General features: G+C 42.5%; 10 protein-coding genes. 4 read left to right on the top strand and 6 right to left on the bottom strand.

Features of this window, described 5'->3' with window-relative positions:
- From VFW36_RS07690 to VFW36_RS07700, 3 genes are all read right to left on the bottom strand, one after another.
- Positions 1-452 (bottom strand): FAD-dependent oxidoreductase (locus tag VFW36_RS07690; protein ID WP_329658228.1); only part of this gene is annotated, 452 nt, incomplete at its 3' end.
- A 111-nt stretch (positions 453-563) separates the two neighbouring features.
- Positions 564-1,628: a DUF1574 family protein gene (locus tag VFW36_RS07695; protein WP_329658229.1), complete on the bottom strand. Its 1,065-nt coding sequence runs from the start codon at positions 1,626-1,628 to the stop codon at positions 564-566.
- A gap of 4 nt (positions 1,629-1,632) precedes the next feature.
- Positions 1,633-3,093 (bottom strand): MBOAT family protein, encoded by a 1,461-nt coding sequence (locus tag VFW36_RS07700; RefSeq protein ID WP_329658230.1) that lies wholly within the window; start codon positions 3,091-3,093, stop codon positions 1,633-1,635.
- A 131-nt stretch (positions 3,094-3,224) separates the two neighbouring features.
- Between VFW36_RS07700 and VFW36_RS07705 the strand changes: the two genes are divergently transcribed.
- From VFW36_RS07705 to VFW36_RS07720, 4 genes are all read left to right on the top strand, one after another.
- A complete protein-coding gene (locus VFW36_RS07705) occupies positions 3,225-3,497 on the top strand; it encodes a hypothetical protein (RefSeq protein ID WP_329658231.1) in 273 nt (90 codons plus the stop codon).
- Positions 3,494-3,718 (top strand): hypothetical protein, encoded by a 225-nt coding sequence (locus VFW36_RS07710; RefSeq protein WP_329658232.1) that lies wholly within the window; start codon positions 3,494-3,496, stop codon positions 3,716-3,718. Before VFW36_RS07705 ends, VFW36_RS07710 begins: the two co-directional genes overlap by 4 nt.
- A gap of 89 nt (positions 3,719-3,807) precedes the next feature.
- Positions 3,808-4,137 (top strand): hypothetical protein, encoded by a 330-nt coding sequence (locus VFW36_RS07715; protein WP_329658233.1) that lies wholly within the window; start codon positions 3,808-3,810, stop codon positions 4,135-4,137.
- Between the two features lie 28 nt (positions 4,138-4,165).
- Complete coding sequence (locus VFW36_RS07720) at positions 4,166-4,459, top strand: c-type cytochrome (RefSeq protein WP_329658234.1); 294 nt, start codon at positions 4,166-4,168, stop codon at positions 4,457-4,459.
- Positions 4,460-4,533: 74 nt separating this feature from the next.
- Here the strand turns inward: VFW36_RS07720 and VFW36_RS07725 are convergent, their stop codons facing one another.
- Genes VFW36_RS07725 through VFW36_RS07735 form a run of 3 tightly spaced genes read right to left on the bottom strand, consistent with a single transcriptional unit; the run spans position 4,534 to position 6,462 of the window.
- Positions 4,534-5,721 carry a HAMP domain-containing sensor histidine kinase gene (locus VFW36_RS07725; protein WP_329658235.1) on the bottom strand — a complete coding sequence of 396 codons (1,188 nt, stop codon included), beginning with the start codon at positions 5,719-5,721 and terminating at the stop codon, positions 4,534-4,536.
- Positions 5,684-6,352, bottom strand: a complete 669-nt coding sequence (locus VFW36_RS07730) for a response regulator transcription factor (RefSeq protein ID WP_329658236.1) — start codon at positions 6,350-6,352, stop codon at positions 5,684-5,686. The genes VFW36_RS07725 and VFW36_RS07730 overlap by 38 nt, the downstream gene beginning before the upstream one ends.
- A complete protein-coding gene (locus tag VFW36_RS07735; protein ID WP_414720273.1) occupies positions 6,349-6,462 on the bottom strand; it encodes a hypothetical protein in 114 nt (37 codons plus the stop codon). Before VFW36_RS07735 ends, VFW36_RS07730 begins: the two co-directional genes overlap by 4 nt.
- Positions 6,463-6,480: the final 18 nt, after the last annotated feature.

The following is a 6,480-nucleotide window of genomic DNA, read 5'->3' on the forward strand; positions in this document are numbered from 1 at the left end:
CGGGTTTGAGTTTCGATACGGTTGAGCAGAGCCCGTTCAAACTGCTGTTTAAAATTTAAAGCTGCTGGGATACTTTTCACCCCATGTGTATGTTCTCGAAGCCCTTTGATTACATCAGGGAAATGGGTTCGGCTTCCATTCGCGATTATAAGATAGTCAAAACGGATACTTTGGGTCGATAAGGAGACAGTTGACGTTTGTGGATCGATACCGGTAGCTTCATCGCAGATAAATTCGACTAATCCAAAACTTTTGCATAACGAGGGGAGATCGATAATGATATCGGACATATCGACTTTGTTAGCGATGAAATCATACACTTCAGGCTGCATATAGTGATACGGATTTTTATCGATTAGTGTGATTCGTATGTCGCTATTGGTGGTCAATCGTTCTATGGCACGGATACCACCATATCCTCCTCCGATTACAACAACATGAATACTTTTCATAAATACTCCTTCGTTTAAACAGAAGAAATATAAAACAATTTACTCGTATAAAACTCGCATAAATTTGTTTACAGATTTTGATCGAGTGAAAGTATCAAATTACAGTGAAAACTATTTCTGTAGAATTTTTTGAAGTGCGGATGTTTTAGCATGCATACCGTCGGTAAAATCAGTCGAGGTCAAGCCATATAGATCGGGATTATAGGAACCGAAGAGAGGTATATTTTGTTTGTGTGAGAGTGTTTGTAGATAGGTTTCAGCCTCAAGAACATATTTGTATTTCGGATGGTTTAAAAAGTAGCGGTACGCAATAGGGTGATAGGGGGGCAAAAAGAGTACAACTTCTACACCGTTGTTTTGCAGGTGGGTGATTAATTGCTCAAACAAAGAGGTATTGGATAATTCATTGAAATTTTCGACACTGTATATCGGAGCGGAACAGTAGCTTTTCGCGAGTTTGAGTGTCTCCGTGTCGTTTTGATGTCTGATTTTAAAAGGATAGGCAATAGAGCCATCGCCTCGTTTGATCATTGCATCGACATCTTCATCGCTAATGATTTTGAGAGTGTTTTTATCGTGCAGGGTATTTTGAAAGTTTAAGAGGTTGTTTTTTGTATTTTCATAATTGATTAATTGCCAATAGATGTTTTTATCGTTATTTTCAGCCGCTTTTTTAGTAGGTGCATGTGACAAAGCCAAGAGTGCATACTCATACTCATTTTTTAGGCTTTTCCATCTCGTTTGATTATTATTTTTGTTAAAGAGCCAAGGGTCTACACTTAGGATCACTTTATTCGGCAAAGCTTTGTTTTTCTCATAAAGAGCGATGATCGCCATATGATCTTCGATGCTGGCACCGGAGACGGAGTGGTTGAAAAACCCCCTGTTATGGGGGACCATTTTTGATTCGATCATCATGCTTCTGGAGGAGCCGAGTACGATACATTTGGGTTTTTGCAGGAAGTTTTGAAAGACTTTTTTTTGAAAAATACGTTCATCGTAATTTTGAAGTCCGGTTATACTTCTTTGGTTTGCAATCGCTCGTGCGGCATCATCTATCGTACGGTTCTTCTTAAAAAAACCGTAACTGTCAAAGAAATAGTTGAATGCGATTAACAGGGAAAACAATATCGATACGGCATAAAAGACAGAGAGTAAAAAGGATTTGTTTTTCATCTTGTTAAAACCTAAAATATAAAAATTCACTATGGCGTTCAAGCATGATTATCCCTGCAAACAACATCAAGGAGATGGCGATTTGATGCACTCTATCCGTTTTCATGACCGAGCTAAAATAGGTAGAGTTTTTTGACCACACCGCAAAAACGATAAAAAAGGCTAAAAAGAGGGGATCGGTGATCGTGTTCATATCGGTTGCCCTCAGCCAAGAGCCGAACTGAATGCCGTAGTTTTCCAAAAACGGTAGTTTGTTCGCGAGTGCATTCGGAAGCATCACCCCGTTCAAACCTAGCATACCGACGAGCACTTTTTGTGCGGACTCCCAGTTTTCGGCTCTGAAAAAGACCCACGCGATATTGACAAAATTGAAGGTGATAAACCATCCGAGCCATCCCCACATTCTAAAGCCGAGATCTTTCCAAAGACGGTGAATCACGATAGCGAATCCGTGCAATGCTCCCCATATGACAAACATCCAAGATGCCCCGTGCCAGATACCGCCGATAAAAAAGACACTAAAGAGGTTGAGATAGTTTCTGATGCGTGAAACTTTATTTCCTCCCAAGGGGATATAGATGTAGTCTCTCAAAAAGCGCGAAAGGGTAATATGCCATCGTCTCCAAAAATCTTGAATGTCTTTGGCTTTGTAGGGGGAGTTAAAGTTGAGGGGGAGACGAATATTAAACATTAGACTCATACCGATAGCCATATCGACATACCCGCTGAAGTCAAAATACAACTGGAGGGTATAGCTCAGGCTGGTTGCCCATGCTTCGAAAAAATTGAGGATTGTTGAGGTATCAAATCCTGCATTCGCCCACTGTGCAAACGTATCGGCAATGACCACTTTTTTGAATAAGCCGATTGAAAAAAGAAAAAGACCGATAGTGATATTCCGCCATCTAACCGCGAAATTCCACTTATTGGCAAATTGCGGCATCATCTCTTTGTGATGTAAGATCGGACCGGCTAAAAGGTGGGGGAAGTAGGTGACGAAAAGCATATAGTGCAGGAGGTTATACTCTTTTACTTCATTTTTATAGGCATCGACCAAAAAGGCTATTTGGGTAAACGTGAAAAAACTGATCCCGAGGGGTAATACGATGTGCGGTAGGGGAATATTTGCCGCAAAAATACCGTTAAAGTTTTCTAAAAAAAAGTCTGTGTACTTAAAAAAACCGAGAAGGGCGATGTTAAAGAGTATCCCAAAAACAAGAAGCGCTTTTCTGGATATTTTCAATGGATATTTATCCGAAAATACTGATCCTACAAAGAAATTGACGAAGATACTTCCCAACAGCAGCGGAATATAAATAGCACTCCAATAGCCATAAAAGAAAAGGCTTCCTCCTACTAACCAGATTTTTGAACCCAAAACCAACCGTTGACGTAAAAGCAAAAAATAGCCAACCAGCATAATAGGCAAAAAAGCAAAGATAAAAATATAAGAGTTAAAAAGCATAAATAGCAATATTCTTTATGTAAAAGTATCGTGAACGCTTAGAATTTTACCTTGTTTCTCAGAAGAACGGGGTATCCAACGTTAAACTGTGATAAAATTATACTCAAGACTTTATATCCTCAAGGTTCATTATGCTATTTAATCCCACTCCACTTGAAAAACTGACAACACTTATTACCGATATGGTTGAAAAACAAGCCGCGCTCAAAGAGGAGCTTGAAACCCTTCGCTCAGAGAGTGCATCCATGCGCGGCAACGAAGAGAACAAAGATGCCGAAATCCAGCGTTTGCATGGGGCACTCGCGTCCAAAGACGACGAGATTAAAATGTACAAAGATGAACTTGCCGCAAAAGACGTTGAAATCGAAGCGATCGTCTCTAAAATCGAAAGCCTACTTGGATGAAGACCAAAGTATCCCTCACTCTCAATGCCAAGCGTTACGACATTGATGTCGAGGAAGATTTTGCCCGCTTTTTGACGGCGCAAATGAAACAGGATTTCGCTTACGAGGGGAACAATGATCTCAAGCTTCTCCTCCAAGCGTACGTTCGTAAAAGCTTCGCTTTGTACGAGCAAGAGAAACAAACCGTCGAATTGATCAATCGCCTCGAAAACCTCCGATAACGTTCCACAATCACTTCACAATCACTTTTTATACTGCTCTCATCAAAAGAGAATCTCGCAAGAGAAGCTTTTAGAAAAAGGAGAAAAAGATGAATAAGTTACTTTCAATCTTGTTGGTAGCAGCACTCAGTGCTACGGTTGCTTCAGCGGATGCTAAAGCGGGTCAAAAAGCATATCTAAAAACGCTCAAAGCGAAATTCAACATGAACGGAACGAAGTTTGCCGCTGAACATACGGTGGCAGAATGGGAAGAGCTTTTTGCAAATGATGGTGCAGGGTTTATCAAAGAGTACAGTGAACGGTTTCCGTCTGCGGCAACTATTTTGAGCAATCCATCAATGAAAAGTCAGCTTCAAGATGTTGGTGATTTCGCCAAAGAATACGGCAGTGATTCGGGCAATGTACCGAGTTGCGGTTGAAAAATAAGACACAAAAAAAGGATTTAGTATGAAAACGTTAATAGTAATTCTTGGACTTACAGTTATGTTGAGCGCTGCTGAGGGCAGTGCTCTGTATCAAAAATGTGCGGCGTGTCACGGTGCCAAAGGTGAAAAAGCGGCTTTAGGTAAATCGGAAGTGATTGCCGGATGGAGTTCAGCAAAAACCCTCGATGCCCTCAAAGGCTATAAAGCGGGAACGCGCAATACCAAAGGGATGGGTGCGATCATGAAAGGTCAAACGGCAACCCTAAGTGATGCGGATATGAAAACGATCGCCGATTACGTTGCGGGTCTCAAGTAATCTTTTTTAGCTGCTACGAGCCGTCGTAGCCAATCTTTTTTGTTTTCGTCATTTTCCTCTGTTCACGCAGAGGATTATTCCCACTCCACACAAATCTTCGTCCCCACTCTCTCTTCCGATTCAATAGTGATTTTCAAATCATACTCTTTGGCGATCATCGCGACGATATTAAGACCTATCCCGAATCCCCCCACACTTTTATCGGCGCGCGTATAGCGTTCGAATACCCGCTCGATCATCGCATCGGGAATGCCGATACCGCTGTCTTCAACACATAGAACCCCTTGGTGGAGAGTAAGCGAAATCGTCCCCTCCATTTGATTGTATTTGATGGCGTTGGAGATGAGATTATCGATCAAACGGGTTGCTTTGGTGTGATCGATCATGAGCGTTATATCCCTCTCGATTGCCAGTTTCAATGTGATCTTTTTTTGTTCGATCCGGTGGCGGAAATATTCTACTCTTTCATACAAAAGATCACTCAGATTAAGCTCTCTATTTTCTACCGCTAAATCGTGGTTGAGGATGAGGTAGGTGAGATCATCGTAGAGGGTAGAGATAGTACGTGAAGCGATCTCTATCCGTTTGAGTTTTTTTTGGATCGCAGGCGATAACTCACTCTCATGCAGAGCTTCTATATTGGTGAGGATGGCGCTAACGGGGGTATTGAGCTCATGGGTAGTGTCTTTGATAAAATCGTCGAGCAGGGCTATCGCTTCGTTCATCGGTCGGAGGATCAAACGGGAGAGGAGGTATCCCACTGCGACAAGCATCAAAAATAACACCGCTCCGAAAATGAGGGTGATCTCCAGCGTCTGCTGTCGCCATAGTCCATCATCTTCGGTTTCAAAAATCAGATAAAACTCCCCCATTCCGTAGGGGGCAAGGGGGATGATGAGATAGACATGATTGGATGAGAGGTAGATGTTCTCTTTGAAATCGATGATAGTATTAGTATTCAATCGAGAAACAATCGATTTTTGATCGTACCCGTAAAGAGCGGTTGTATAGGCTAAATCTTTGGGAAAGGTGGAGAGATTGCGATCATTTTCGAGCCACCGTTTGAGTTTTGGGACATAGCTTTCCGATTCGAGCTGCATCGCGAGACGATGCGATGAGAGCATAACCGTTTTGGCGTATTGGAAATAGAGAATGCCCAGCAATGCGAGGATCAGAACCGACATCACCCCATAGAGAATCAGGAAGCTTTTGAGGGTACGGTATTTAGCGAAATTGATACCCGAGGCGCTTGTGGCTGACAATGGAATCCTTTCCGAGGAGTTTGCGGAGCGTTTTAATATAGGTGCGTAGACTTCCATCGCTAGGGGTTTCATCATAGTCCCAAAGATGCTCCATAATCATTTCATGAGATAGTAATTCGTTGCGATGCTGGATAAAGAGTTTGAGAAGCTTGTGTTCTTTGAGCTGTAGGTTTTGAATACTGCCGTTGATGGTTAGCACTTGATTATCGATGTCATACGTGATCGCTTCACCAAGGGTAAGGGCATTGGTCGGATTATGGTAAAAATTCCGCTTGAGAATCGTTTGAATCCGCAGAAGCAACTCTTTTAGGGCGAAAGGTTTACGGATATAATCATCCCCGCCGCTCTCGAATCCCTCTTCGACATCCTGCATCGCATTGCGGGAGGTGATAAAAATAGCGGGGGTAATATTTCCCTCTTTTCGGCTTGCTTTGAGCAACGAAAATCCGTTTCCGTTCGGAACGTTGACATCGAGAAGCAAGAGATCGAATTTGTGCTCATACAGGGTATCTTCGGCAGAAGTTGCATCATACACACAAGTGACATGATAGCCTTGCTCTTCGAGATATTCGCTGACGCTCTCCGAGAGGTTCGGGTCGTCTTCGAGGAGGAGGAGAGAGGCTTTTGTCATGTTAGTGCGATTCCAAATAGAATAAATAAAATGAGTGATATTCCGGCTGCAATCAGAGCATACGGGAGCTGAGTTCGAGTGTGTTCTTGGACGCTGCATCCGCTCGCCATGGCAGAGATAATGGTAGT

It is taken from the genome of Sulfuricurvum sp. (assembly GCF_036279695.1).
Taxonomy (GTDB): Bacteria; Campylobacterota; Campylobacteria; order Campylobacterales; family Sulfurimonadaceae; genus Sulfuricurvum.